Raw genomic sequence first — 25,572 nt, 5'->3', positions numbered from 1 at the left:
GCCCCGTCACCCCCGGCCTATTTCAAGGCACGCAAACTGCCAATTTCCTCCCAACCAAAATGCTCCGCTTCTGCCAACACGTCGCATACCTCGCCACTTGCCGTGACGATGGCCTCGTTGAGGTTTTTACCCTGTAGAAGGTGGCTTACGAGCAAAGCTGTGAACATATCCCCGGTGCCTTTGACCTTCGATTGGATTTTAGGGTGGGTATAGCTTTGCACTTCGTGGCGGCTGACCAGCAGCAACCCTACTTCGTCGTCGTTTTCTGCTACGCCCGGCGCGCTGGTTACCAACACCCACTCGGTGGTGTCATTCAACAATGCCTCTGCGGCACGCTGGGTTTGTTCGCGGCTGAGTAATGGGTGCCCGCACAGTTGCTCCAGCTCGAACCCGTTAGGGGTGAGACCATTGGCTAACGTCAGGAAGGGGGAGCGGTAGCAGCCGACGATGCGTTCATCGACATAAATGCCTTCGCCGTAATCGCCCATCACCGGATCGATATAAATCTTTATCTGCGGATTGATAGTGCGTACACGCTGTAACCAGTTTTCCAGTATGTGGCACTGACGGACATCGCCCAGATAGCCAACAATGACGGCTCGGGTGCGCAACATGACACCGCGGGTCAACAAATCCTCCAGAAAACCGCTGAACCATTCCGCGGAAATGACACCTCCACTGGGGGCGCCATAGTAAGGCGGGCAACCAAAGAGCACGCTGGGTACCTGCAAGGCTTCCAGCCCTTTTTTCAGTAAGGTGCGGTAGGCGATACCGTTGCCGACACTACCGTACACCACTTGGGATTGAATGCTGATCACATCAATCTGCGGTGGTTGTAGTTGAGAAATCTGATGCATCTAGGACTTCCTTGGTTCAATTTTATCCAGCCACTGTGCAAACACCTGCCGAGTGCGTTGTTCTAACTCTGTGCCGTAACGCGCGGCCTGCTGGCGTAAACGCTGCGGAATGACCCCCGCCAACCCCAACTCACAGGCATGGCCCACCAGCCAGCGTTCAATGTCGCGATGATCGGCTTCCAAATGAAACTGTAGCCCAAGGGCAAAATCCTGGTATTCGAATGCCTGATTAGGGCAAATCTCGGTCCCTGCCAGACAGGTTGCCCCTTCCGGGATCATAAACATGTCGCCGTGCCAGTGCAGCACTGGCGTTGCGCCCAAGGGGGCCAGCACGGAGTCTTCATGTGTCGTTAAGGTCAGGGGGGCGAAGCCAATTTCTTTCATGCCGAGCGAGATGACATCAGCTCCCAAGGCCTGAGCCATCACCTGTGCACCAAGGCAGATGCCGAGTGTAGGCCGTTTTTGCTGCAACCGCTGTGTGACCAGCGCCAGCTCGTCATTAAGAAATGGATAGTGCTGTTGGCCGGCAAAATGCTGTGCGGCACTGATCGGCCCGCCAAGCACCACCAACAAATCGGTTTCCTCATTATCAATGGCGCGGATGTCGTCACGACCGGCATCGTAATAATCAATCTGATAGCCACGTAATGAAAGCAGTGAACCCAAAATACCGAGATTTTCGAAATTGACATGTCTGATAGCGACCACTTTTTTCATTGTTGTCCCTCTGTGGTGTTGGGGTAAGGGGCAAGTTCCAGGGTATCGCCCAAAATTGTGATGCCGCCGATACCGCTTTGATAAACTATCCGGCGTTCTTTGACCTGGTTTACCTGTAACTGATAACCCTGTTCGGCGGGAAACAGCGCCTGCGCCTGTTGCAGATGAGCCTCTGCCCAAGGTGTGAGCATCTGCAGACGGGCGAAGGCTTTTCCGTCATGTTGAATATCGAGTACGTAATGTTTTTCCATCTTTACCCCTTAACTTTTACGTTCGAAACAGGTAATCTTGTTTGAACTAATACAAAAAGGTTTTATGTATGGGTTCATTGTATGCAAAAGGCGGCAGTGCTGTCCAGATTGCTGAACAGTTCAGCACGCAGATAAAGCAGGGTGATTTGCAACCGGGTGATTTGTTGCCACCTGTACGCCAACTGGCCGTGGAATTGGGGGTCAATCCCAATACGGTCGCCAGTGCTTACGCCAAGCTACGAGATGCCGGTTTGGTCGCCACCCGCGGCCGTGCAGGGACGCAAGTGCTTGAGCAACCCTTGATGGCTGCGCGAAATGTCAGGCAAGTGCCTGAAGGTATGCGTGATTTGGCCAGCGGCAACCTGGACGCCACACTGTTACCGGCCCTGTCGCTCGGTGCAGAAGATGTCTTCCCACAGCAGAACGGCTATGACGTTAGCGGCGATTTGCCGGCGCTGTGTCAACGTGCAGGCGAATGGCTAACCCAACAAGGGGCATCGTCAGGTGAGATGTCGGTGTTTTCCGGCGCGCTTGATGCCATTGAGAAGGCACTGCGTAGCCATGCTACGCCGGGAGCCTCGGTGTGGGTGGAAGACCCTTGCTGGCCGCCATTACTGACGCTGTTGCGGCATCTTCGCCTCAAACCGCTGCCCTTGCCGATAGACGATCAAGGGTGCCGCTTGCCCGAGAAAGAGGCCGGCCCGCAAGGGTGCGCGGTGATACTGACGCCGCGAGCACAGAACCCGACAGGCATGTCGCTAAGCGCCGCTCGCGCCAAAAGTTGGCGTGAATTTTTAGCGGCCAATCCTGCGTGTTTGGCGATCGTTGACGATTTCTGGGGGCCGTTGTCACAGCAGCCTTTGTATTTGCCCTGTGACATGGATAACGGTTTGTATGTGTTGTCCTTGAGTAAGTTTCTCAGCCCGGACCTGCGTATTGCACTGGCCTGCGGCAAGCCGCCACTGTTGCAAGCGATGCGTGCGGATCAATACATTCGCGAGCGTTGGGTCAGCCATATCTTGCAGCAGATTGCCGTTAAACTATGGGCGCAAGCGCAGCGCGATGGTTTGCTGGTGCGGGCGCAACATGCCTATCAGCAACGGCGCGATACGTTGACGGAACGGTTACATGCGTTGAGTGGTATCCCCTTGCCGCCGGGCGAAGGCGTCCATATTTGGTTGCCGGTACGTTCAGAGGCCGCAGCCAGTCAAATCATGGCGCAGCGCGGATGGTTAGTACAAAGCGGTGAGCCGTTCCGCCTGAAAAGCGGCCCGGCGATCCGTGTCAGTTTGGCTAACCTGATCCCAGCACAGCTGGAAACACTGGCGCAGGATCTGGTTGTTGCTATCGGTGCGGGTACTCTGGTGAACTAACCCCGGAATCAAACCTGCGCCAATAGCCGTAAAGAGGCCAGACGGGCGGCGGGCTGGGTGATGGGGGTATCAATCACAAACTCTTCCACGCCATATTGCTGGTGCAATTGGTCCAGCTGCTGGCGTACTTGCTGAGCGGTGCCCCGCAGGATATGGCTTTCGCGGGGTTCAATGCGGTAATCGGTCGCGCCAGCTTGTTGCACAAAACTCTCCGCCTGTTCCAGGCTGCCGACCGTCACGCTTTGGCCACCGGTTACGTGTACTCGGTATTGCTGGATCCCTGACGCCAGTGCGTTGGCCTGTTCGGCACTGTCGGCGACGATCACCGCGACAGCCAGCAGGGCGTTGCGGCCACCGCTTTGCGTGGCGTAATGGACTAGCGCCCGTTTAATGTCGTCCTGATTGCCATTGAGGTGAGCAGCAAAGACAAAGGCCCAGCCGTGTTCGGCAGCCAACTGAGCACTTTCTTCGCTGGCACCCAGCAGAAAGCGTTGTGCCGGTTGTGACGGCTGCGGCGTGGCGCTCAGGCCCGGTTGCGCGTCATCATTCAGATAGGCATTGAGCTGCGCGAGTTGCTGAGGAAAATCCGGTTTATTCTGTTGGTCATGAGCGGCCTGTAGCGCTTGGGTCGAAAGTGGCAGCCCCCCCGGCGCTTTGCCCACCCCCAGATCAACCCGGCCTGGCGCCAGTGTCGCCAAGAGATTGAAGTTTTCCGCCACTTTATAAGCACTGTAGTGTTGCAGCATGACGCCGCCGGAGCCAATGCGGATCTGTGACGTTTGCCCAAGCAAATAGGCAATCAGCACTTCGGGCGAAGGGCAGGCAAGTTGCGCAGTGTTGTGATGTTCTGCCAGCCAGAAACGGCGGTAACCCCAAATTTCAGCCTGCTGCGCCAGGTGCAGCGTGCGTGTGAGCGCCTGTGCAGCGCTTTCTCCTTCGGCTATCGGACTTTTTTCCAACACGCTCAGGGCATAAGCCATTTTTCCGCTCCTTTATCATCAATTATTCATGACAAATACCATGCTGCATGCCCCGGACGTAATACTGATTGGGGATAGGATATTCCATTGATAAAAAACGAATTTAGATATGCGCAGAACGGAAAAAGGCGCGTCATTAGCGCGCCCGAATCGGATCAGGATTCCAGCCAGGTTTTCAGGCGAATGGCGTCGCTATAGTGACCGTAGCGCTGCTGGGAACCGAGCAGGATCATGACCACCGGCTGCCCTTTGATGAGGGTCCGCATGACCAGACAATGGCCTGCTTCGTCGGTGAACCCGGTCTTTTGCAACTGGATTTTCCAGGCGGGATTGTTGATTAACCCATTGGAGCTACGATAAACCAACTGGCCTCGGCCAGGGTGTACGATTTGCTGTTTGTCAGTACTAAAACGCCGAATGGTCTGATAACGGTAGGCATGATTAACCATTTTCAGCAGATCGTTGGCACTGGCGACATTTCTTGGGGTCAGTCCGGTCGGATCGTAAAAGTGTGAATGCTTCATGCCGATGGCACGTGCTTTCTGGTTCATTTTTGCCACAAAGGCTTTACGACCGCCGGGGTAGTTGCGGCTCAGCGCCGACGCGGCACGGTTTTCCGATGACATCAACGCGATGTGCAACATATCCCGGCGGCTGAGCGTTGAGCCGATAGTCAGGCGCGAGTGGGTTTTCTTTAACAGATCGCGGTCCGATGGCGTGACCTGCATTCTGTTACCCAGTGGACGTTTGCTGTCCAGCGTAACCATGGCTGTCATCAACTTGGTCAGCGAGGCAATGGGTTGCACGCGGTTAGCCTTCTTCTGATACAGGACTTTACCGGTTCGTTGATTGACGACCAACACGGATGTCGAGTGCAGCGCCAGCGGCGCAGCGGCTTGTGCTGCTGGCAGCAGGAAGAGCAGAGCAAGAACCAAAATGGCGCCGAAGCGGCATGCGTGAACGCGAACAGTGGAATTAAATAAAGACATGGCAACCGTAACTATGATCCTGACTGATGAATGAATATCAGAAAGAGTCTGCACAGCAAATGTGGAGAAAATAGGGTGTTGATACAACGGGTCAGGAATCTTGGGGGGGTATTGTAGCGAGAAAAACGCAGGGAGACGGCGTACCGCCTCCCTATAGACATCAATACACTTCTGGAACCACCATTGTGTCCGGAACCGGATGACGGTTGTAATCCGGGCTGCGTTTGCGTGGTGGCAGGGTGATCACGTTGCCCTCCGCTTCTTCATAGGGCAGTTGCTCAAGCAGGTGACTGATGCAATTTAGCCGCGCCTTTTTCTTGTCGACACCCTGAACTACCCACCAGGGGGCTTCAGGAATGTTAGTGCGTGCTAACATGACTTCTTTGGCCTCGGTATAGTCTTCCCAGCGGCGGCGACTCTCCAGATCCATCGGGCTGAGTTTCCATTGCTTCAATGGGTCGTGGATGCGGCTGAGAAAACGCAACTCTTGCTCGTCGTCGGTGATTGAGAACCAGTATTTCACTATCTGAATGCCACTGCGCGTCAGCATTTTCTCGAACTCTGGCACGCTGCGGAAGAACTCTTCATATTCTTCGTCGCTGCAAAAGCCCATCACTTTCTCCACCCCGGCACGGTTGTACCAGCTGCGATCGAACAGTACCATTTCGCCTGCGGCCGGCAGATGGGCAATAAAACGCTGGAAATACCACTGGGTACGTTCGCGATCGTTGGGGGCCGGCAGTGCAGCCACACGGCAGGTGCGCGGGTTCAGGCGCTGAGTGATGCGTTTGATCACCCCACCTTTGCCCGCAGCGTCACGGCCTTCAAAAATGATCACCAGCCGATGGCCGGTACGCATAACCCAGTCCTGCAGTTTGACCAGTTCCCCCTGTAAGCGCAGCAATTCGCGGAAGTACTGTTTGCGCCACGCCTTTTTCGAGTCGCTGTCCACTTCGGTATCGTCAAAGCGCAGATCGTCCAGTTCCATTTCCAGCTCTTCGTCATAGCTGTCGTAAAATTCTTGCAGCAAGCGCTGGTTGAAGCTCTCGTCGCGGTTAAATTCATGCATAGACATGGTTAATTCTCCGTGTTAGCCCGGTTTTAGAAATGGTTGAAAATCCAGTACAGCCCAGCGGAAAGCAGCACCGAGGCCGGTAACGTCAAGACCCAGGCCATCAGCAGGTTACGCAGGGTAGACATTTGCAGACCGGAGCGGTTGGCTGCCATGGTGCCGGCGATGCCGGATGACAGCACATGCGTGGTGGAAACCGGCAGCCCAAAGATGTCCGCAGCCCCGATGGTGGTCATCGCCACCAGCTCGGCGCTGGCCCCCTGGGCATAGGTGAGATGGCTTTTACCGATCTTCTCGCCCACGGTCACGACGATACGTCGCCAGCCCACCATGGTGCCCAGCCCAAGGGCAATGGCCACGACCACTTTGACCCAGAACGGAATAAAGCGGGTGGCGCTATCCAGATCGCTTTTCAAGGCATCCAGATTGCGCTGCGAGTCGGCGGATAGGTGAAGTTGTTTTTCCGACTTCAGGTGTTTAATGACCTCCGACGCCAGATACATATCGTTACGGGTATTAGACACGGCCTGAGCGGGGATCTTGTCGACCGAACCGTACTGGCGGATTTGATCGCCAATGGCGCCGGTCAATTGGGCCAGTGCAGGCACGACGTCGGGGGAGAGTTCGCTGGTCCGCACATAGCCGGTCAGCACGTCGCGCGGTTGTGCCTGGTTGACGGCCGGAAACTGACTCAGCAATTGGTTTTTGGTGACTTCTGCCAGTGCGGCGACCCGCGGGATTTGCTCGGGTGGCATTGAGCGGTTGAGCGCATAGGCAATGGGCATGGTGCCGACCAGGATCAGCATGATCAAACCCATTCCTTTTTGCCCATCGTTGGACCCATGAGCAAAGGAAACCCCCGTACAGGTCAGGATCAGTAAACCGCGGATCCACAACGGCGGCGGCGAGTCGTTTTTAGGGGCGGTATAGAGTTGGCGGTTTTTGACAAAGACTTTCAGCGCCAGCAGCAATAATGCGGCAAACACAAAGCCGATCACCGGCGAAAGCAACAGAGCGTAGCCCACTTTGATTGCTTGTCCCCAATCTACGCCGCTGGTGCCGGTGCGGCCGTGAATCAGCGCATTGGCCACCCCAACGCCGATGATTGAGCCAATCAGCGTATGAGATGACGAGGCAGGTAACCCGAGCCACCAGGTACCGAGGTTCCAGATAATCGCCGAGAACAACAGCGCATAAACCATGGCGAAGCCGTTACCGGTGCCAGCCTGTAAGATCAGCTCGACGGGCAGCAGCGAAATGATACCGAACGCCACCACGCCGCTGGAAAGCAGCACGCCGAGAAAATTAAAGAAGCCTGACCAAACAACCGCCACCATCGGCGACAATGAGTGGGTATAAATCACCGTGGCAACGGCATTGGCCGTATCATGAAAACCATTAACGAATTCAAAGCCCAATGCAATCAGTAGCGCTAATCCTAATAAAAGGAACGGGAGGTAACTGGTATATACCGCACCCGCATCACTCACGTCGTTAAATAAATTAACCCCGGCAAAAGCTATCCCCAGTACTAATAAAAACACAAAAAAAAGAACAGTGAGTCGACTGTTCTTTTGGTAGATTTTTGGCAGGCTGGATGCAGATGGTGCACCTGCTTGAACGGCGCTGTTTTCGCTCATAAAGGACCTTCCCGATAAACTTCATTTAGAATACTGACGGAGCCGTACGCTGTTGCCATCAAAGTATTGGGAAACAATGTGACTTTTTTATGACGGTAATATTAATCATCGGGAAAAGTGAAAATAATTAACGTTGGCATTTAAAGATTGATATAAATGCTGGAGCTGATTATTAATTGGTGTGGTTATTCAGGATAAAGATTTATGGCTCAAACGGTTGCGGAAAAATTGCACAAACTTGATTTTGATGATGAGGTCACCGGGCTGATTTATGGCCACGTATTCCGCACGGCAGAGCCGCCGCTACGCGTTTCATCGCAGCAGGCTTGTCAGGCTTATCAGACATTGTCACCGGGTGAGGGTTTTATCTGGTTACATCTCAATTTGAACCATGCAGCCGCTGAGAAATGGCTGAAAAATCACTTCGCTATTTCCGACTTTTTCTTCGATGAGATCCGTCATGGTTCACATACCACGCGTATTGAACGTCAGGGCGACGATCTGTTTGCCGTGCTCAACGACGTGATTTTTCACCCTAAAGAAAACAATCCAGAGATCGCGACGTTATGGCTGTATTGCCGTAGCGGGCTGGTGGTCACGGTACGGCACAAGCCGCTGCGTTTAATCGAACGGTTGCTGAGCCGGTTGGGGCCGCTACAACTGACATCCTCGACCGAACTGCTGGCGCATCTGCTGGAAGAACAGGAGGACGTGCTTGAGCAAGTGGTGCGACAGGCCAACCAGTATGTCGATACCATCGAAGACCGCCTATTGAGTAATCACGTTAAACGAAACCGTACAGAACTGGGGCGTATGCGCCGTATGCTGCTGCGTTTTCAGCGTTTACTGGCACCGGAACCTGCGGCGCTGTTCCGTTTGCTCAACCGGCCACCGGCCTGGTTGAGCCGCGACGTGGTACAAGATCTGCGCCAATTCACGGAAGAATTTACCGTGGTGTTGAACGATCTCGCCAGTCTTACCGAGCGCATTCGTCTGTTGCAGGAGGAGATTGGCGCCAAGCAAATGGAACAGAATAACCGTACGCTCTATACCCTGACAGTGATCACCGTGTTGGCGCTGCCGATCAATATCGTTGCGGGTTTCTTCGGGATGAACGTGGGAGGGATCCCGCTGGCCAGCAACCACCACGGCTTTATTTTGCTGGTGTTGCTGGTCGGCGGTTTTACGCTGGTGACCGGCTATCTGGCGTTCAGACGCCGGGATGAAAGCTGACTAGAGTCTGGCCCGGTACTCTTCTTCCAACTTGGCGTGGGTGCTCCAGAACGGCTGTGGCTGACGATCGTGCAGGCGATCGACCAGGATATCCAAATGCGTGTGCCAGCCTCCGGCGACGCTGAGCATTTCGTCGCGGTTAGCCAAGCGGCGATGGGTCACCGTCAACAGCACGGCATTTCCCTGTTCAGTCAGTTCAAAGGTCACTTCGGAAGGGCGACTCTGTCCTTGTTCCGCCCAGGTAAAGCTCAGCAGGCGTGGGGGGAAAAGGCAGGTGATGTGACCGATATTGCTGACGCTGCAGCCAAGGTTTTTATATTTGGCCGGTGTTTGTTCATGCTCACCGGTGAGGTCAGAATTGCGGAACACCAGCTCAACCTGGGCACCATTTTCCAGTTTCATATCGCCGGCGGCCAGCCAGGTGGCGCGTTTGTCGGATTCCGTCAAATAGGCCCATACTCGCTCGATCGGGCCGGGAAGCAGCCGCTGAATGCGCAGCGTGCCGGTTTCAATAATCATGCCGTAGTCGTTCATGGTTCACTCCTTGGGAGGATTCGGTTCGGGCTGCAGCAGCGCGATTTCCAGCGCGTCCAGCCGCTCTGTCCAGAAATGCTCGTAGGTTTGCAGCCATTGCATGGCTTGTGCCATTGGCTCGGGTTCAAGCCGGCAGATATGGTTTCTTCCCTGCACGGTGCGTTGCACCAGCCCAGCAAGCTCCAGTGCTTTGATATGCTTGGAGGCGCCGGCAAACGACATCTGCAACGGCGCGGCCAGTTCACCAATGCTGTGCTCTCCATCGGCCAACGTACGCAGTATCGCGCGACGCGTTGGATCAGAAAGCGCTCGGAAAATGGCGTCCAGCTGTGAGGAAGATAATTTAACCATATGGTTGAATATAGAACAGGTAGGCGAATATTCAACCAGTTTGTTGAATATTTTTTATTGCCCCGACTGAAGGGCCGGGGCAATGTGTTCAGGCATGGGTTTGCGCCAGTAATGCGTTAAGCAGTACGTTGGCACCGGCTGTCGACCATTCGCGGGAAATATTTTCCAGCTCGTTGTGGCTGATGCCTTCCACGCAGGGAATGAAGATCATCGCCGTCGGCGCAACCCGGCTCAGGTAGCAGGCGTCATGACCCGCGCCGGAAACCATATCGCGGTGGGAATAGCCCAGTGACCGTGCGGCTTGCCGAATGCTGTCGATGCAACCTTGATCAAAGCGTATCGGTTGATACTGGAAAATACGTTCGGCGTGGGCGCTCAGACCCTTGGTACCAACCTCGGCTACGGCCGCTAACAGCCGCTGTTCCATCTGTTCCAGTACCCTCTCTTGCGGATGGCGGAATTCGACGCTGAAAAACACCTTACCGGGTACCACATTGCGCGAATTGGGGCTAATTTGTGCCATGCCCACCGTGGCGCGGGCGTCGGGCATGAAATCCGTACCGATGTTATTGACGGCAATAACCATGGCGGCAAAACCGAGCAGGGCATCGCGACGGCGATCCATCGGTGTGGTACCTGCATGGGCGCTAAAACCGGTGATTTCCAGTTCATACCAACGTTGCCCTTGCGCCGTTGTCACCACGCCAATCTCAATGTTTTCTGCTTCAAGAATCGGCCCTTGCTCAATGTGCAGTTCAAAGGCGGCGTGAATCGGCATTCCGCCTACCGCATGTTCACCCGCATAACCGATTTGCTGCAATGCCTCACCGATGCTGACACCCTGATCGTCGCGACGCGACAGGCCGTACGCCAGGTCAAATACGCCAGCAAACACCCCCGAGGAGATCATCGCCGGGGCGAAGCGTGCGCCTTCCTCGTTAGTCCAGTTGACGACCTCAACGGCACGTTCCGTGGTGATCTGGCGATCGTTGAGAGTGCGGATCACCTCCAGACCGGCGAGCACGCCATAAATGCCGTCAAAACGTCCTCCGTTGGGTTGAGAGTCAACGTGGGAACCGGTGATCACCGGCGCCAGTTCTGGGCGAGAACCTTCACGGCGCAGAAACATATTACCCATGCGATCGACGCGCACGCTGCAACCGGCTTCCAGTGCCCAGTCACGCAACTGGTCGCGTGCCAGGCGATCTTCTTCGCTCAACGCCAGCCGGGTGACGCCGTCTTTCGGGATGGCGCCAAACTGTGCCATATCACGCAGGCTTTGCCACAGGCGCTCCCCATTCACCCGTTGTGTCATTCCTTCTCTCCCTGCGGTTTGGTCGCATAGCGGAAATCACAGCAGGACGCACCGGACATAATGGTTTGGGTACGTTGCAGCTCGACATCCGGCGCATAGCCAACGATAAACTGGCTGTCGCGCGCGCAAGACAACAAATGACCGATTTCGCCCAATCCCATTTGATGGTACATCTCGGCATAGCGGCAGCGGGTAACGTTATAGTCGAAATGTTGTTCGTCCTGATAGATCACCTTTACCTGCAGCGCATCGTCTTTTTCCCACAGGTATTGCAAGGCGGCGAAACTCTGCAAATCGGCGCCATTGGGCTCCTGCGCAGCAAAGTTTTTGCCCGCCTCAATGGCGGCGTTTTCGATGGCTTCGCCGATCACCGCCTGTGCGCGTTCCTTGCCTATCTCACGCACCAGAATCTGATAGATCGGTTTAATGATTTCCGCCTCTATGCGTCGCCGGGCCAGAATACCCAATTCGTTTTTTGCATCGCTCATCGCCTTGCTCCTCATTGCCTTGCGGATTTCTTATTGTGTTTTTGCGCCGCCCAGTACGCTCTGCGGCTGCCATTTGCCGTCAACGACCCGATAAAGGGTGAAGCTCGGCTGTTGCAGGTTGCCCTGCGAATCGAATGCAATGGTGCCTGTAACACCTTGATAATGAAGGGTGCGCAATGCCGGCAGGTAATCGGCTGGATCGGCAGACCCCGCTTGCTCCATGGCAGCAATCAATACCCGGGTGGCGTCGTAGGCGAACGGCGCATGCAGTTCGATATGGGTTTTATAGCGGTCGCGATAGGCCTGCTCAAAGGCCTTGCCGCCTGGCATCTGTTCCAGCGGCAAACCGGGCTCCAGTGCGACGACGCCTTCACCTTCTTTTTGCGCCAGCGTCAGGAACGTCTGGCTGACAAAACCACCGGCGCCCATTAATTGGGTGTTCATCCCCAGTTGTTTGATGCGACGGGCCAGAGGAGCGGCCTGAGAATCAACACCGCCGAAGAAGATCAGATCAGCGTTCTTGCTGCGCAGGGTGGTTAATACCGCACTGAAATCGACAGTCTTGTCGTCGACATATTCACGCGCTACCGGCTGAATTCCTTGCGCCGCCAGTGACTTGATGAACTCATCTGCCAGCCCTTGTCCGAAGGCGGTACGGTCATCTATTACCGCAATACGCTTGGCCTTGAGTACCTTGGCCGCATATTCACCCGCGTAATTGCCACCGTCATCGTCATGGCCCATCACGCGGAAGCTGGTATCGAACCCTTGTTGAGTATAGCCGTGGCCGGTGGCGACGGGCGCGACCTGGGCAATGCCGGCATCGTGGTAAATGCGTGCTGCCGGTATGCTGGTACCGGTGTTCCAGTGGCCCACCACACCCGCGACGCCTTCGTCCACCAAGCGTTGGGCTACGGCAACCGCAGTACGTGGGTCGGACTGATCGTCCTCTGACAGCAGTTTAAAGACGACCGGCTTGCCTTTCAGCGTGGGTTTTTGGGCATTGGCATCGGCGATCGCCAGCTGCGCGCCGTTCTCCAAATCTTTGCCGATGCGCGCGGAAGGGCCCGTCAACGGACCCGCCAGGCCGATCAGAATAGTTTCATCGGCCAAAGCCGGTGATGCCGCACTCAGGCTAACCAAAACGGCGGCGGCAAGTGCCAGCGGCTTCAAGCGAGTTATCTTGTTCATGTATAGCTCCCGGTGTGATTAAAAATAAAAAGGTTATTCACCCAAATAGGCTTGTTTGATTTTTTCATCATCCAACATGTCGGCAGAGCGTCCACAGTGGCTCACACTGCCGCTGTCCAGCACATAGGCGCGGTCGGTTGATGCCAGCGCCAGCCGGGCATTTTGTTCCACTAAAAGTAACGTGACACCGTCACCAGAAAGACGTTTGATGACCTCAAAAATGGCTTCGACCACAATGGGTGCCAACCCCATCGAGGGTTCATCCAACACCAACAGCCGGGGGCGACTGAGCAAGGCGCGGCCCATTGCAACCATTTGCTGCTCGCCGCCGGAAAGCAGCCCGGCCTGCTGTTGCAGCCGTTCGCGCAGACGTGGGAAAAGGGTGCAAACCTGTTCCATATCCTGACGTACTGCCGCTTTGTCACGTCGCAAATAGCTACCGAGCTGCAAGTTTTCCAGTACCGTCATGCGGGCAAAAATACCGCGTCCTTCCGGCACCATGACCAGCCCTTGTTGCAATAGCTGATGTGTCGGTACGCCGCGAATAGAGCGTCCCTCAAACAGGATCTCGCCCCCGAAGGGCTGCAGGCCCGTTAGTGCTCGCAGGCTGGAGGTTTTTCCGGCACCGTTGGCACCGATCAATGTCACCTGTTCGCCGCTGTTCACCGAAAAATCGATGCCTTTAACGGCATGAATACCGCCGTAGGACACTTTTAGTTGTTTGACTGCCAGTAACGGTTCAGACATGAGCAGCCCCTCCCAGATAGGCACGGATCACGGCAGGTTCGCGTCGTACCTGAGCAGGTTCGCCTTCGGCAATAACTTTGCCGTAGTCGAGTACCGTCAGGCGGTCGCACAATCCCATCACCAGCTTGACGTCATGTTCGATCAACAGCAGGGTTTTGCCGCTTTCGCGGATACGTTGCAGCAGATCGCGCAACGCCACTTTCTCGGCAGCATTCATGCCTGCCGCCGGTTCGTCCAGGGCCAGCAATTTGGGTTCGGTGGCCAATGCGCGGGCAATTTCCAACCGACGCTGATGGCCATAGGACAAATCGCCGGCGCGGTAATCGGCAAATTGACTGATGCCGACGTACTCCAGCAGCGCGTAGGACTTCTCCCGCGTTGCCTGCTCTTCTTGCCGCGCGCGACGGTGGCGTGAAATTGCCGCCCAGAGACCATTGCGGGTACGCAGATGACAGCCGACCATCACGTTTTCCAACACGCTCATTTCATTGAACAACCGCAGATTCTGGAAGGTACGCGCAATACCGGCTTGCGCCACTTTATCTATCGCCTGTGGTTTGTAGCGGCGATCCTGTAAACGGAATTCGCCGCTGTCGGCGCGATACAGGCCGGTGATCAGGTTAAAACAGGTGGTTTTTCCTGCACCGTTCGGCCCAATCAGACCGTAAATCTCCCCCTGACGAATACTGATGCTGACGTCATCGACAGCGGTGAGCCCGCCAAAGCGTTTACTGACGTTACTGAGCGTGAGGAGTGGTGTCATGACGTTGCCCCTTGTGGGTGGCGTGCCGGCCACAAGCCCGCAGGGCGATAGAGCATCACGAGAATCAACGCCAGCCCGTAAAACAGTTGGCGGATAATTTCCGGATCGATCCACACCTGCCCAAATAACGCCTGTTGCAGTGGCCCCATGGTACTGCGCAGCAATTCTGGCAGCGCGGCCAGTAGCAAAGCGCCGAGGATCACGCCGGGTATGTGGCCCATTCCGCCTAAAACCACCATGGCCAAGACGGCGATAGACTCTTGCAAGGTGAAGGACTCTGGCGAGACAAACCCCTGAAACGCGGCAAACAGCGCCCCGGCAATACCGCCAAAGGTGGCACCAATGGCAAATGCCAGCAGCTTGAAGTTACGCGTATTGATGCCCATGGCGCGTGCAGCGTCTTCATCCTCGCGGATGGCGGTCCAGGCGCGGCCAACCCGCGAATGTTGCAGGCGGAGACAGATAAACAGGATCAGCAACAGCAATGCGGCGAACAGATAGTAATAGAGGTAGAGCGACGAAAAACGCAGGCCAAACCATTGGTGCATGCCGGAAAACGTCAGGCCAAACAATGAGACGGGATCGATGCCGGAAATCCCCTTCGGGCCATTGGTTATGTTGAGGGGGCGATCCAGATTACGCATTAGAATACGCACGATCTCGCCGAAACCCAGTGTGACGATGGCCAAATAGTCACCGCGAAGCCGCAGCGTGGGTGCCCCCAGAAAAATGCCGCACAGCGCTGCCAGCAGTGCAGCCAAGGGGATCAGTAACAAAATCGACAGATGCAGGCCATTCGGGAACCAGTGCAATAGCAGCGGGAACTGATCGGTCAAATGTGGAGATGACAACAGCGCGGTCAGATAGGCGCCTACCGCGTAAAAAGCGATAAACCCCATATCCAGCAGGCCAGTGAGGCCGACCACGATGTTCAGCCCCAGTGCCAACATCAGGTACAGCAGTGCGAAATCGATCACCCGTACCCAATAGTTGCCGCCTGCGGCACCGGCCACCCAGGGGGCCAGCACCAGGCCGAGCATAAACAAGACTACGCCGAGTCTGGCGCGGTGTGGGCTGTCGGTATGTATCATGGTGGTCAGAATAGTCATTTTTGTCCTCAGGCGCGGGTAGCGACGCGTTCGCCTAGCAGCCCGGATGGGCGGAACACCAACACGGCAATTAAAATCAGGAAGGCAAACACATCCTGATAGTTGCTGCCGAAAGTCCCGCCGGTCAGTTCGCCGAGATAACCGGTGCCCAGTGATTCAAACAGCCCTAGCAGTAATCCGCCGAGCATCGCGCCACGCAGATTGCCGATCCCACCCAGTACGGCAGCCGTAAAGGCCTTGATGCCGGGCAGGAAGCCCATGGAGAAACCGGCATTGCCGTAGTTACTGGCCATCATGATGCCTGCCACGGCTGCGAGAGCACCGCCAAGGGCAAAGGTCAGAATGATGATGCGGTTGGGATCAATACCCATCAGGCTGGCGACCTGGGGGTTTTCAGCCGTGGCGCGCATAGCGCGGCCAAAGCGAGAGTGTTCGACCAAGAACAACAGCCCGACCATCACCAGTACGGCAACGACCAGTGTGGCGATGCCCGTCCCGGTGATCACCGCCGGTGCGTGTTCAGCGCTGCCTTGAGTTAGCGCGATAGGGGACATGGGTAACAGTTGCGAGAACATCAACGGATTGCGCGACCAGATAAGCATGGCCAACGTTTGTAGCAGCAGCGAAACGCCAATCCCGCTGATCAGGGGCGCCAGGCGCGGCGCATTGCGCAGGCGGCGATAGGCCAGACGCTCGATACTCATCGATACCAGGGCGCAGACCGCCATGGCGATAAGTGCCGCCAGCAGCAGCACGGCATACGGCGACAGCGCAGGAAAATGGTGCTGTAACACGCCGATGGCGGACAGTGCGCTGAGTGTGCCAACCATCAACACATCACCGTGGGCAAAATTGATGATGCGCAGGATGCCGTAAACCATGGTGTAGCCCAGGGCGATCAACGCATAAATGCTGCCGAGCATCAGGCCGTTGACGGTCTGCTGTATCAGCGTATCCATAGGGGAGAGTCCCGAAAAATAATGATTCAGGACGCTCACACTAGAGAATTAAAAAAAATTGTAAAATACGGAAAAATAATTTCTTATACAAAAAACGCGTGTTTTTAATAGATTGATTTATCTGTATATTAAATTTAAACCTTCGCTGTATTTTCACAAAAATAGCCAATATATGAAAAAAACAGAACAATATGCAGTGCCGTTACCCAACGATCCGCCGCTTCGTGCTGTACGGGCATTTGAGGCTATTGCCCGCTTGGGCAGCGTTACCGGCGCAGCGAAAGAACTGGGGATTTCACCCTCGGCGGTGAGCCATCAGCTCAAAACCCTGGAGGCATTTCTGCAGATGCCGCTGACCGAACGCCAAGGGCGTAAGCTGATCCTGCGTAATGAAGGGCGGGACTATTACCGTTCGATACGCTCGGCGTTTAACGTACTGCGTCAGGCGACGGAGCAGGTGCGAGAACAATCAGCATCCCGACAGGTGACCATCAGTCTGATCCCGCTGTTTGGCATGGGGTGGTTTATTCCACGGCTACAGGGTTTTCTACGTGAGAACCCCGAGACCGACATTAACGTGGTGTACGCTAATCACCGTAACTATCTCAGTGACGCTGCGGATATTTCGATTCGTTTTGGTGCCGGGCAATGGACAGGTTATCGCAGTGAAAAACTGATGTCCGGTAAAATGGTGCCCGTGTGCAGCCGGGATTTTATCAAGCTACACGGGGTGTTCGATACGCCAGATCAACTCTCGCCGCTGCCGCTGTTGCATGATGAAGAACGCACGACCTGGATGCAGTGGTTTCAGCTAGCCGGGGCGCAGCGCCCCTTACGCAGCACCGGCCCGATGTTTGAAGACGGTTTATTGACCTTGGCGGCAGTGCAGGCCGGGCTGGGGTGCGCCCTGATGCGCGAGCCATTGATCACCCCTTACCTGAACAGTGGTGAACTGGTTAAGCTGTTCGATCTGGCGATCGACGACGGCCGTGATTATTACCTGTGCGTGCGGCAAGACAGTGAACTGTCGCCGGAGGGACTGGATCTGCAACGCTGGTTGTTGAAAGAGGCCGGGGTTTGAACACCCCGCGCCAGATGTGATTCAGAATTCGACGTCTTCCAGGCTGAAAAACTCGGTCTGATCGTTATAGGAAAAGATTTCCGCATAACGTCCCCAGTTAATGACGGTGTCCAGTGTCTCCTTCGCTGCGGCGTCAGACAGCGAGTCCTCCAGTTCCTGCTCAAAGCGCATACGCGGCGCACGGTGGCCCGGGCGTTCGTCCAGCACAGTTTTGATCAGCGCGGCCAGCGGCAGGTAGCGCAGTAAATGCTCGGCGAACATGACTTTACGTGCCTGGACATCGTAGTCGGCAAAGGTTCGCGCTGAGGGTGTCAGAAAAATATCCCCTTCACGGACATCTGCGAAACCCAAAAATTGCAGCACTTCGGCGATCGGGAACAGATCATCCACTTCCAAGTGGAGAGAATGAGCGATGTCCGGCATGTCGGCGCGGCCGAAATAAGGCGCGGCAGCCAACGTTTCTATCAGACCGGCAATCAGGTTGGTGGAAACATGCGGTAAACGCGTGCCAAGCTTCAGGCCTTTTTTAACGCTCTCATCCACCGGTCTGGCGGTCATTTTGGCGTAAACGTCATCCACCAGGCGGCGGAATAACGGATCCAGCCGATTACGTGGGTGGCTGAACGGGACCTTGATTTCAGCAACGACCCGTCCGGGGTTGGAGGACAGCACCAAAATTCGGTCACACATAAACACCGCTTCTTCAATGTTATGCGTCACGATCAACACAGACTTAATCGGCATACGGCCCTGGTTCCATAAATCGAGCAGGTCGGTACGCAGTGTTTCCGCCGTCAGCACATCCAGCGCGGAGAAGGGCTCATCCATTAACAGCAGCGTTGGGTCCACCACCAAGGCCCGGGCAAAGCCGACCCGTTGGCGCATGCCGCCTGAAAGCTCACGCGGGTAGGCGTTTTCAAAGCCGTCCAGACCGATCAGGTCAATCGCGGCCAGCGCGCGCTCACGCCGTTGATTGGCGGCAACACCCAAGGCTTCCAGTCCCGCCTCCACGTTTTGCAATACGGTGAGCCAGGGGAAAAGGGCAAAGGTCTGAAACACCATGGCAATGCCTTTGGCCGGGCCGCTTAACGGTTGGCCAAGATAGTCAACCGTGCCTGATGTGGGCTCGATCAACCCGGCAATGATCCGCAGCAACGTTGATTTACCGGAACCAGACCGCCCCAGCAACCCGACAATCTCCCCGGCCCGTAAAGACAGATTAACGTCATTGAGGATCAGCAGTTCGCTGTGCGTCGTGTTAAAGCCGTGGTCGATGTGCTTTACCGCTAAAATTTCCGTGCCGGCGAGCGGCGCTACCCTGTTTTCTGGATCTGACATCTGAACGCTTCCTTAATCGATGCGGAATCGGGATTCGGCGTAGGCATACAGCGGACGCCACAGCAGGCGATTGAACAGAGTGACAAATAACGACATCACGGCGATGCCCAAAATGATTTTAGGGAAGTCGCCCGCGGTGGTGGTTTGTGCGATGTAGGCGCCCAGTCCATGTGCCGTGACCTGCGTGCTGCCCCACTGCACGAACTCTGCCACGATACTGGCGTTCCAGGCGCCACCTGAGGCGGTAATGGCCCCGGTGATGTAATAAGGGAAAATGCCGGGCAGCATGACCTGACGCCACCATTGCCAACCACGAATATGGAAGTTGGCAGCGGCTTCTCGGTAGTCGTTGGGGAAGGCGCTGGTGCCCGCGACCACGTTGAACAGGATGTACCATTGGGTACCGAGCACGATCAGTGGCGACAGCCAAATATCCGGATTGAGGTGGAAGTGCACAATGGTGATGACGAATACGGGAAACAACAGGTTGGCTGGGAAGGCGGCCAGAAATTGGGCAATAGGCTGAATTTTGCCGGCCAACGCAGGGCGCAGCCCAATCAGCACCCCAAGCGGCACCCAGATCAGCGATGAGATCGCGATCAGTACGGTGACGCGCAACAACGTAATGAGACCCAGTACCAACACATGGCCGACGTCCGCCAGCGTCACCCCAGTCTGCACATAAAGGATCACGTGATAAGCAATGGCGATCGTCAGTAGGAGCAGCAGGCCGCTCCAGCACAGGTCGATCAGGTGCGAGCGTTTTTGTCGTTGCACGTTGCTGGCTCGGCGGCGTCTTATTGTCGGCAGATTGAACCGCAGGCGTGCGGTCTTGGCCAGAAGTGCACCCAAGGGCGTCAATAACAGGTGAATGAGTCGCGTGCGGCGCATCAGGTTCAGCACCCACGAGTTTGGCGCATGGGCTGAGCGGGTGGTTTCCATGCGAAATTTGTCTGCCCACGCCACCAATGGGCGGAACAACAACTGGTCATAAGCCAAAATCACCACAGTCATGGTGAGCAGTACCCAACCGACCGCGTGCAGATCTTTTCTCAGTATCGCCTGTGCGAGGTAGGCGCCAATACCGGGTAGCGTAAAGGTGTTATTACCGACCGTAATGGCTTCAGACGCCACGATAAAGAACCAGCCGCCAGACATCGACATCATCATGTTCCAGATCAGGCCCGGCATTGAAAATGGCACATCCAGCTTCCAAAAACGCTGCCAGGGGCTCAAATGAAAACCGCGCGACACCTCCAGTAAATCACGTGGCACGGTACGCAGTGATTGATAAAAACTGAAGGTCATATTCCAGGCTTGGCTGGTGAAAATCGCGAAGATGGCGGCGAGTTCGACGCCTAACACCCTGCCGGGAAACAGTGCGATAAAGAAGGTCACGGTAAAGGAAATATAACCGAGTACCGGCACCGACTGAAGAATATCGAGAATAGGCACCAGCACTTTTTCCGCACGGCGGCTCTTGGCTGCCAGCGTGCCGTAAACCAAGGAAAATATCAGCGCTGCCACCATGGCGATAAGCATGCGCAAGGTGGTGCGCAGGGCATATTCAGGCAGGTTAGCGGGATCAAGAGAGATGGCCTGGGTTTTTAGCGTCATGATTGGCTGCATCGTTTGATGCAGGCCAACAGCCATCATCGCAATAGTGCCGATAATCATCGGGAAGGCGATAACATCCCACCCGTTGGGCAGTAAACGCCGGGCGGAGGCGTGTATATTGAGCCTGACGTTCATCTAACCTCTCTTTAAACCAAAATTGGTCGAGTTTTGAGGGTAATGGCAGCACAACGACTATAGACCATTACCAACCGGCATTTTTAAACCGTTACTCAGCAGACGTCGTTTCAGTGGCTGTCATGCCACAGTGTACCGATGGCGGATGACAATTCAGATTATCGTGATCGTGCAGTAGCTTTGCTGGGGGGAAGCGATAATAATTCATAGACTAAGACAGGATGACCGTTCGATTTTCAAAGAGGATTACGTTATGTCTGCCGGCAGTGACACGGAACAACCCAACAAGTCGAGCTTAACTCTGTTGGCAGGTGGCGCACTGGGTGTGGTGTTTGGTGATATTGGTACCAGCCCCTTGTATACCTTCAAAACGGTGCTGTTTCTCTCTGGCGATACCCCCTCGGTACCCGTGATTCTTGGGTTGTTGTCGCTTATTTTCTGGACACTGGTGATCGTTACGTCGTTGAAATACGCAATGTTCGCGATGCGTATTGATAACCGTGGCGAAGGCGGCATCATGGCCTTGATGTCGCTGTTGGTCAGTAAGACCAGCTCCCGCCCAATGGTGCTGTTTGCCGGCCTGTTTGGTGCGGCATTGATCTACGGCGATGGGGCGATCACCCCGGCGATCTCCGTACTGTCGGCGCTGGAAGGGCTTAACATTGTTCTGCCTGAATCGCAGCCCTATATTTTGCCGGCGGCGGTGGCCATCTTGGTCAGCCTGTTCGCTATTCAACCGCTCGGCACTGCACGCATCGGTAGGGTGTTTGGGCCGATTATGGCGCTGTGGTTTTTTTCCATCGCGGCCTTGGGCATCTGGGGGATTATTCAGCATCCTGCGGTGCTGATGGCGTTGAATCCTTTGTATGGCGTTAACTTCCTGTTCTCTAATGGGGTGACCAGCTTTCTGGTGCTCGGTGGCGTTTTCCTCTGTGTCACTGGTGCAGAGGCGCTGTACGCCGATATGGGGCATTTTGGCAAAAAGCCGATCTGGCTCGCGTGGTTTGGCATCGTTTTCCCCAGCCTATTGCTGAACTATGCCGGACAGGCTGCGCTCATTCTGTCTGGCGCCGACGTGACCCAAAATATCTTCTTCCGCCTGTGTCCGCCGGTGCTGCAAATCCCTCTGGTTATCCTGGCGACGTTGGCCACCATCATCGCAAGCCAGGCTATCATCAGCGGGGCTTTCTCCATGACCCGTCAGGCTATCCAGCTTGGCTGGCTGCCACGCCTGCAGGTGAAACAGACCACGGAGGAAAGCTACGGGCAAATCTACATCGGTGCCATCAACTGGTTGCTGATGGCGGTCACCGTCTTCCTGACGGTGTTCTTCAAGTCGTCCGATAATTTGGCTGCCGCTTACGGCATCGCCGTGTCGCTTACCATGATCATGACCACCGGGCTGCTGTTTGTGGCGATGCGAGAGGTATGGCGATGGGGAGTGGTCACCAGTTTGTTGGTGGCAGGCGGCTTTTTTATCGTCGATCTCAGTTTCCTGTTGGCCAACCTCAGCAAGGTGATGCAGGGCGGTTATGTCCCGTTGCTGTTGGCCACTCTGGTGTACGGCGTGATGCTAATCTGGCATCGCGGGGTGATCGCGGCTTCCCGTACCTTGGGGGAAAAAAGCGTGCCGTTGACGGATTTCCTGGCACACCTTGAAGAGCAAAAAATCCCCCGTGTACCCGGCACTGCAATATTTCTTACTCGTACGCTAAATGGCACGCCGCCGGTGATGAAGTGGCACGTTAAGCGTAACGGTTCGCTGCACGCCACCGTGTTGACACTGAATATTATGATCGTCAACGAACCCCGCGTAGCGAATGCCGAGCGGTTGGTCATCCGACAACAGTCACCGGGGTTCTGGTGCGGAATCGCCAGCTACGGTTTTATGGAGCGGCCCCATATTCCCCGCTTATTACGCCATGCAGAGGCGCAGAAAACCGGGCTGAATTTTGATGACGCGACCTATTACCTGGGTCATGAAACCGTGGTACGCCGCGAGGCCAATGACCGATTACCGGCGTGGCAGCGCAACATTTTTGCATTGATGGTGCGCAACGGTATGCACGTAACCGATTATTACTATTTGCCCAGCGATCAGGTTGTTGAAATTAGCCGCCGGGTGCCGGTTTGAGGCGCTTGGCTATAGGTTAAAAGCATTGGTTATTTAACTGTCTGCGCGGGAGAGGGTACATTGCGGTAGCGCGATGGGCGCTGCTTGTGAGTGAAGGGTGTATGTCATTGTTCGATCTTACCGCGTTGGCAGCCGATCTTCCGCAGGCATGGCGTTCCCGCGTATTGGGACATGTCGGCTCGGCCAACATCAAAGTGCTGCGCATGGACTCGCGTAGCAGTGAGGAAGAAGTGCATGATTACAACGAAGGCCTCCTGGTGATCAGCGGCCAACTGCGGTTGCAGGTGGCGGGGGACGAAATTGTGGTGAGGGCCGGCCAGCTATATCAGGCTTCTGCTGGCGTGCCACACCGCGTATTACCGGGCAGCGAGGGCACGCTGGTGATCTTCGATCTGCCGGAAGATTGAGTACCGTCGTTTCTGTCGAAGGGGACGCCTGCTGCCTAAGGCTGGTCACTTAAGGTGTTTTTAGCGAGTTCAAGACTATTTCGGTCATTCAATGAGCAAAGCACCATGAGGCTCATGTGCCTCTACCGAGCAGGGGAACCAGGGCGGAGTCCCTCTAGGCAGAGGGGCCCCACTTACCGATCAATGCGGTTGCGCCAGAAATGTGACCACGCCCTCGAGAAAGCGTTTTCTGCCGGCGTTATCCCGATCAAGATGGACAAAATGTGTGGCTTCAGGAATGGCCAGCATCTCTGCCAGGGGGGCATCTTTCATGATGGCCGCAGCATCTTCGGGCCGGCTCCAGAAGTCCCGCTCAGAGCGGATAACCAACACCGGAACGTTAGTTAATGCGGTTGCGGACCACTGTTTTTTGCCCGTGGCCAGTTCAAAGCTGTCAGCCATTGCACCTGTTGGCGCCCTGAAACTTTGCGGTGTTCTGCGTTGTGACGTTTTGTCCGATGCCAGAGCCGCATCACCGTAAGCGCGTTTAACCGTTTCATCACGCCACTGAGTTTTATCCAGCATGGGAATGCTTTTATCCCAGACAACAAACAGACTGTCTCGCGTGCTCAGACCCCAGCCGCCAAATTTTGCCGTGTTGAAATGCCCGGGGTTCCGAGGGTCTTCCAGTGGCGAGCCATATCCCAGTGATGGGTGATGGGCGCTTCCGCCATAAAGCGTATTATAAAGAACCAGTCGTTCAACATTCTGGGGGTACTGCGACGCGTAAGCGCCTGCCCAGTGACCCCCGGTAGCCCATCCCAGGAGACTAATGCGGGGGGAACCATTCCATGTTTGAATAGCACGTACGGCGTGGGCGATATCGTTTACGGCATCTGCAGTGCGCATCAACGGCATTGACTGGTCAGGCGGTGCATCCATTTCAACTGGCCGACTTGATAACCCATACCCCCGCAGATCAAGGATATACACCTGAAGCCCTGTCTGTGCCAGGTCTGCTGCCAGAGAGCCGCCCTTAACGGGCAGATCAAAAGAGGCGATACCGGGAACACGGGCACCATGAATCAGTAGAACCGGCGAAAGTGGTGTCGTACTGCTTGATTTCAGTCTGACTTCCCTAATGTGGAGCCGTTCTCCATTCTCAAGTGCAACATACCTCTCTGTACGGCTGATCGGGTTGGATAGGTCATTTTCTTCTGACGCGCCCAGCGCGCATGATGCCGACATCATCAGGAAGGCTGCCAGCATATCTATGCTTCGGTAAGGCAGTGATAATGATCTGAGTATGTTCATTGTCCTTTCTGCTCCACGAATATATACAGGGAGTATATTCATGTGGCTTCCATGATGTGTCTAATACTATTGTGGTGCTTTCTTAATACATTAAAGGTATCGCGATATGCTCACCCTGCGTCAGTTGCGCCAATTTCTGGTTGTTGCGGAAACAATGAATATGCGGAAAGCATCAGAGCGTTTACATATGGCTCAACCCCCGCTGACAAAAGCGATCCGTCATATGGAAGAGACGCTGGGTACCCGGCTTTTTGAGCGAACAAATCGAATCACGGCACTGACCCCAGCAGGAAAGGTGTTGCAGAAGGAAGCGGTTGCGACGCTCATGCAGATGGAAAGGGCGATGTTGTTGACCCGACGTGCTGGCGAGGGAATGACAGGGACTTTGCGTATCGGTTTTGTGGCCACTGCCATCAGACATTTGCTTCCTGACATGATTGCTCGTTTTCACGTCTCCTGCCCGAAGGTTGTTCTTGAGTTGAAAGAAATGACAACCGCACGTCAGGTGGCAGGCATTCTGGATGATTCGCTTGACGTTGGCATTGTGGTGTTACCCGTTCCTGAATACGCAATACAGAAACTCTCTTATCACCGATTTTTTAGCTGTCCGCTGGTTGCCGTTTTGCCAAAAAAACACCCGGATAACGCAAGCGGTGCTTTGCCGCTTTCTGCTCTGGCGGGGGAACCCTGGGTATTATTCCCGGAGCAGGAAGGGCCTGGCCTCTATCGTTCTATTACGGAGGCCTGTGAAAAGGAAGGGTTTATTCCAGAGGTTGTCCAGCGAGCATTGCAGATGGAAACGATTGTCGGCCTGGTTGCTTCGGGGTTAGGGGTCAGTCTTGTCCCGGAGTTTATGCAAAAAAATGGATGGGCAAATGTTTCTTTTTGCAAACTTATTGGGGAGCCGATCCTGTATCAGGTTGCCTTGACTCATAAGCCAGAAAATACCAATCCTTATATTGCGGATTTTGTAAAGAACGCGACGCACCCGCAGTAAT

At 55.2% G+C, this 25,572-nt stretch carries 25 protein-coding genes; 6 read left to right on the top strand and 19 right to left on the bottom strand.

The window, feature by feature from the left end:
* Positions 1-17: 17 nt before the first annotated feature.
* The 3 genes from JOE25_RS07155 to JOE25_RS07145 are packed head-to-tail and all read right to left on the bottom strand — an operon-like array spanning position 18 to position 1,825.
* The gene (locus JOE25_RS07155) at positions 18-857 is read right to left on the bottom strand and encodes a PfkB family carbohydrate kinase (protein ID WP_209633640.1); all 840 of its coding nucleotides are present in this window, start codon (positions 855-857) and stop codon (positions 18-20) included.
* Positions 858-1,574 (bottom strand): glutamine amidotransferase, encoded by a 717-nt coding sequence (locus JOE25_RS07150; RefSeq protein WP_209633637.1) that lies wholly within the window; start codon positions 1,572-1,574, stop codon positions 858-860.
* Complete coding sequence (locus tag JOE25_RS07145) at positions 1,571-1,825, bottom strand: hypothetical protein (RefSeq protein ID WP_209633635.1); 255 nt, start codon at positions 1,823-1,825, stop codon at positions 1,571-1,573. Before JOE25_RS07145 ends, JOE25_RS07150 begins: the two co-directional genes overlap by 4 nt.
* Before the next feature lie 68 nt (positions 1,826-1,893).
* On the opposite strand from JOE25_RS07145, the gene JOE25_RS07140 reads away from it, so the two are divergent.
* A complete protein-coding gene (locus JOE25_RS07140; protein WP_209633633.1) occupies positions 1,894-3,198 on the top strand; it encodes an aminotransferase class I/II-fold pyridoxal phosphate-dependent enzyme in 1,305 nt (434 codons plus the stop codon).
* A gap of 8 nt (positions 3,199-3,206) precedes the next feature.
* Here the strand turns inward: JOE25_RS07140 and JOE25_RS07135 are convergent, their stop codons facing one another.
* The 4 genes from JOE25_RS07135 to JOE25_RS07120 form a co-directional block, all read right to left on the bottom strand.
* Complete coding sequence (locus JOE25_RS07135; protein ID WP_209633632.1) at positions 3,207-4,178, bottom strand: LLM class flavin-dependent oxidoreductase; 972 nt, start codon at positions 4,176-4,178, stop codon at positions 3,207-3,209.
* Positions 4,179-4,333: 155 nt separating this feature from the next.
* A complete protein-coding gene (gene pbpG, locus JOE25_RS07130; protein ID WP_209633629.1) occupies positions 4,334-5,167 on the bottom strand; it encodes a D-alanyl-D-alanine endopeptidase in 834 nt (277 codons plus the stop codon).
* Between the two features lie 160 nt (positions 5,168-5,327).
* On the bottom strand, positions 5,328-6,242 hold the full coding sequence (gene ppk2, locus JOE25_RS07125; protein WP_209633627.1) for a polyphosphate kinase 2: 915 nt from the start codon (positions 6,240-6,242) through the stop codon (positions 5,328-5,330).
* Between the two features lie 26 nt (positions 6,243-6,268).
* Positions 6,269-7,879, bottom strand: coding sequence for an inorganic phosphate transporter (locus JOE25_RS07120; protein WP_209633625.1), 1,611 nt, complete (start codon positions 7,877-7,879; stop codon positions 6,269-6,271).
* Between the two features lie 204 nt (positions 7,880-8,083).
* Here JOE25_RS07120 and JOE25_RS07115 point away from each other — a divergent pair, with 204 nt between their 5' ends.
* Positions 8,084-9,112 (top strand): transporter, encoded by a 1,029-nt coding sequence (locus JOE25_RS07115; RefSeq protein WP_209633623.1) that lies wholly within the window; start codon positions 8,084-8,086, stop codon positions 9,110-9,112.
* Here JOE25_RS07115 and JOE25_RS07110 read toward each other — a convergent pair whose 3' ends face one another.
* From JOE25_RS07110 to JOE25_RS07070, 9 genes are all read right to left on the bottom strand, one after another.
* The gene (locus JOE25_RS07110) at positions 9,113-9,646 is read right to left on the bottom strand and encodes an SRPBCC family protein (RefSeq protein ID WP_209633621.1); all 534 of its coding nucleotides are present in this window, start codon (positions 9,644-9,646) and stop codon (positions 9,113-9,115) included. It lies immediately after the preceding gene.
* A 3-nt stretch (positions 9,647-9,649) separates the two neighbouring features.
* Positions 9,650-9,997 (bottom strand): metalloregulator ArsR/SmtB family transcription factor, encoded by a 348-nt coding sequence (locus tag JOE25_RS07105; protein ID WP_209633619.1) that lies wholly within the window; start codon positions 9,995-9,997, stop codon positions 9,650-9,652.
* Between the two features lie 88 nt (positions 9,998-10,085).
* Positions 10,086-11,312 carry a Zn-dependent hydrolase gene (locus tag JOE25_RS07100; RefSeq protein WP_209633617.1) on the bottom strand — a complete coding sequence of 409 codons (1,227 nt, stop codon included), beginning with the start codon at positions 11,310-11,312 and terminating at the stop codon, positions 10,086-10,088.
* Positions 11,309-11,800 (bottom strand): L-2-amino-thiazoline-4-carboxylic acid hydrolase, encoded by a 492-nt coding sequence (locus tag JOE25_RS07095; protein WP_209633615.1) that lies wholly within the window; start codon positions 11,798-11,800, stop codon positions 11,309-11,311. The genes JOE25_RS07100 and JOE25_RS07095 overlap by 4 nt, the downstream gene beginning before the upstream one ends.
* A gap of 30 nt (positions 11,801-11,830) precedes the next feature.
* Positions 11,831-12,991, bottom strand: coding sequence for a branched-chain amino acid ABC transporter substrate-binding protein (locus JOE25_RS07090; protein WP_209633613.1), 1,161 nt, complete (start codon positions 12,989-12,991; stop codon positions 11,831-11,833).
* A 33-nt stretch (positions 12,992-13,024) separates the two neighbouring features.
* Positions 13,025-13,738, bottom strand: a complete 714-nt coding sequence (locus tag JOE25_RS07085; RefSeq protein WP_209633612.1) for an ABC transporter ATP-binding protein — start codon at positions 13,736-13,738, stop codon at positions 13,025-13,027.
* Positions 13,731-14,501, bottom strand: coding sequence for an ABC transporter ATP-binding protein (locus JOE25_RS07080; RefSeq protein WP_209633610.1), 771 nt, complete (start codon positions 14,499-14,501; stop codon positions 13,731-13,733). Before JOE25_RS07080 ends, JOE25_RS07085 begins: the two co-directional genes overlap by 8 nt.
* Positions 14,498-15,610 carry an ABC transporter ATP-binding protein gene (locus JOE25_RS07075; protein ID WP_209633608.1) on the bottom strand — a complete coding sequence of 371 codons (1,113 nt, stop codon included), beginning with the start codon at positions 15,608-15,610 and terminating at the stop codon, positions 14,498-14,500. Before JOE25_RS07075 ends, JOE25_RS07080 begins: the two co-directional genes overlap by 4 nt.
* Positions 15,611-15,618: 8 nt before the next feature.
* Entirely contained in the window at positions 15,619-16,569 is a 951-nt protein-coding gene (locus tag JOE25_RS07070) for a branched-chain amino acid ABC transporter permease (RefSeq protein ID WP_209633606.1), read from the bottom strand.
* A 172-nt stretch (positions 16,570-16,741) separates the two neighbouring features.
* Here JOE25_RS07070 and JOE25_RS07065 point away from each other — a divergent pair, with 172 nt between their 5' ends.
* Complete coding sequence (locus tag JOE25_RS07065; protein WP_209633604.1) at positions 16,742-17,650, top strand: LysR substrate-binding domain-containing protein; 909 nt, start codon at positions 16,742-16,744, stop codon at positions 17,648-17,650.
* Between the two features lie 21 nt (positions 17,651-17,671).
* Here JOE25_RS07065 and JOE25_RS07060 read toward each other — a convergent pair whose 3' ends face one another.
* Both JOE25_RS07060 and JOE25_RS07055 read right to left on the bottom strand, forming a co-directional pair.
* Positions 17,672-18,988, bottom strand: a complete 1,317-nt coding sequence (locus tag JOE25_RS07060; RefSeq protein ID WP_209633602.1) for a nitrate/sulfonate/bicarbonate ABC transporter ATP-binding protein — start codon at positions 18,986-18,988, stop codon at positions 17,672-17,674.
* Between the two features lie 12 nt (positions 18,989-19,000).
* Positions 19,001-20,740, bottom strand: coding sequence for an ABC transporter permease subunit (locus tag JOE25_RS07055; RefSeq protein WP_209633600.1), 1,740 nt, complete (start codon positions 20,738-20,740; stop codon positions 19,001-19,003).
* Between the two features lie 253 nt (positions 20,741-20,993).
* On the opposite strand from JOE25_RS07055, the gene JOE25_RS07050 reads away from it, so the two are divergent.
* Together JOE25_RS07050 and JOE25_RS07045 are read left to right on the top strand one after the other, a co-directional pair.
* The gene (locus JOE25_RS07050; RefSeq protein WP_209633598.1) at positions 20,994-22,874 is read left to right on the top strand and encodes a KUP/HAK/KT family potassium transporter; all 1,881 of its coding nucleotides are present in this window, start codon (positions 20,994-20,996) and stop codon (positions 22,872-22,874) included.
* 101 nt (positions 22,875-22,975) lie between these two features.
* Positions 22,976-23,281 carry a cupin domain-containing protein gene (locus JOE25_RS07045; protein WP_209633595.1) on the top strand — a complete coding sequence of 102 codons (306 nt, stop codon included), beginning with the start codon at positions 22,976-22,978 and terminating at the stop codon, positions 23,279-23,281.
* 180 nt (positions 23,282-23,461) lie between these two features.
* Here the strand turns inward: JOE25_RS07045 and JOE25_RS07040 are convergent, their stop codons facing one another.
* Entirely contained in the window at positions 23,462-24,616 is a 1,155-nt protein-coding gene (locus JOE25_RS07040; protein ID WP_245209709.1) for an alpha/beta fold hydrolase, read from the bottom strand.
* 64 nt (positions 24,617-24,680) lie between these two features.
* Here JOE25_RS07040 and JOE25_RS07035 point away from each other — a divergent pair, with 64 nt between their 5' ends.
* On the top strand, positions 24,681-25,571 hold the full coding sequence (locus JOE25_RS07035; RefSeq protein ID WP_209633594.1) for a LysR family transcriptional regulator: 891 nt from the start codon (positions 24,681-24,683) through the stop codon (positions 25,569-25,571).
* The last annotated feature ends 1 nt before the right edge of the window (position 25,572 follow it).

The sequence above is a fragment of the Serratia sp. PL17 genome, assembly GCF_017832355.1.
Lineage (GTDB): Bacteria > Pseudomonadota > Gammaproteobacteria > Enterobacterales > Enterobacteriaceae > Serratia.
This window is presented reverse-complemented; position numbering and strand designations above follow the sequence as displayed.